The following is a 1,886-nucleotide window of genomic DNA, read 5'->3' as shown; positions in this document are numbered from 1 at the left end:
CATGGTGTTTTACATTTAATGGGACACGGTGACGCAACTGAAGAGGACAAATTAAGAATGCGTAAAAAAGAAGAAGCTTGTCTATCTTTGCGCTGAGATATGACAGATCCGTAATAAGTGTTTCACGTGGAACACTTTTTTTATAGGAGATGTTGAAAGCAAACTAATTACAAAGTAGAATATTAAGATTACTGTTCCACGTGGAACACATAAAATTCAATACACATGTTTAAAGAATATGACGTAGTTGTAGTCGGAGCGGGACACGCTGGTTGTGAAGCTGCACATGCAGCAGCCACAATGGGTTCTTCTGTTTTGGTAGTGACGATGAACATGAATACCATAGCTCAGATGTCTTGTAACCCTGCTATGGGTGGTGTAGCTAAAGGACAAATAGTAAGAGAGATTGATGCCTTAGGCGGCCAGTCCGGTATAATAGCAGACAAATCGATGATTCAGTTTAGGATGCTGAATATGTCTAAGGGTCCTGCTATGTGGAGTCCTAGAACTCAAAATGATAGAATGCTATTCGCTGAAGAGTGGAGATTGGCATTAGAAAGAAACCACAATATCGATTTTTGGCAAGAAATGGTCACTGGAATCATCACTCAAAATGGTAAGGTGACCGGTGTAAAAACAGGAATGGGTTTAGAAATCAAAGCTAAATCTGTTGTTTTGACTAATGGTACGTTTCTTAATGGTATCATACACATAGGTGAAAAACAATTTGGTGGAGGTCGTACTGGAGAGAGAGCGGCTAAAGGGATAACAGAACAGTTAGTGGAACTTGGCTTCGAATCAGGGAGAATGAAAACCGGTACTCCGCCCAGAGTAGATGGTCGCTCTTTAGATTATTCTAAAATGGAAGAACAGGCCGGGGATGAAGTACCGGGTAAGTTCTCCTTTACAGATACCCCAGTGGTAAATCAACAAAGGAGTTGTCATATAACTTACACTAACCCTGAGGTTCATGAAATATTGGAATCTGGCTTTGATAAGTCACCGATGTTTAACGGTAGGATTCAGGGGATAGGACCAAGGTATTGCCCTTCTATTGAAGACAAAATTAATCGATTCGCAGAAAGAGATCGCCATCAAATCTTCGTTGAACCAGAAGGCTGGAATACTGTAGAGATTTATGTTAATGGATTTTCTACTTCATTACCGGAAGATATTCAACACAAGGCTTTACAAAAAATAGCTGGTTTTGAAAACGCCAAAATGTTTAGGCCAGGTTATGCTATAGAGTATGACTATTTTCCACCTACACAGTTGGGCCTTACATTAGAAACTAAGCTGGTAGAAAACCTATACTTTGCTGGTCAAATAAATGGAACCACTGGCTATGAAGAAGCTGCATGCCAAGGTTTGGTAGCGGGTATAAATGCTCATAATAAAATAAATAGTAAAGAGGAGTTTATCCTTAAGCGTTCTGAAGCTTACATTGGGGTGCTTATTGATGACTTAATTAATAAAGGTACAGACGAGCCATACCGTATGTTTACCTCACGTGCTGAGTTTAGAATATTACTTCGTCAGGATAATGCAGATTTAAGACTCACCGCTCTGGGTCATAAAATAGGGCTTGCATCAGACGAGCGTCTAGATAATATGCTGGATAAACAAAATGATGTAAAAAGAGTCATTAACGATCTACATCAAAAACGAGTTGAACCAGAAATTAATGAGTCATTGTCAGACTTAAATACAGCAGCTATTACTCAAAAGATACCTGTATTGGGTTTACTCAAAAGACCTGAGTTAAATATTTACAATATCAAAGGGCTTAATTCTGAGCTTAATGAATATTTAAGTAAGTACGATGACACCATTTTACAGCAAGCGGAAATTCAGATTAAATACGAAAATTACATTCAAAAAGAGCA

At 38.6% G+C, this 1,886-nt stretch carries 2 protein-coding genes; both read left to right on the top strand.

The window, feature by feature from the left end; genetic code table 11:
• A partial coding sequence (locus tag E1176_RS21210) for an rRNA maturation RNAse YbeY (RefSeq protein ID WP_185152549.1) occupies positions 1-96 on the top strand: 96 nt, incomplete at its 5' end.
• Between the two features lie 129 nt (positions 97-225).
• On the top strand, positions 226-1,886 hold a 1,661-nt coding region (gene mnmG / locus E1176_RS01710; RefSeq protein ID WP_155208849.1), incomplete at its 3' end, for a tRNA uridine-5-carboxymethylaminomethyl(34) synthesis enzyme MnmG.

Source organism: Fulvivirga aurantia, assembly GCF_009711475.1.
GTDB classification, from domain to species: Bacteria; Bacteroidota; Bacteroidia; order Cytophagales; family Cyclobacteriaceae; genus Fulvivirga; species Fulvivirga aurantia.
The sequence above is the reverse complement of the archived record's forward strand: the minus strand, read 5'-3'. Positions and strand labels throughout refer to the sequence as shown.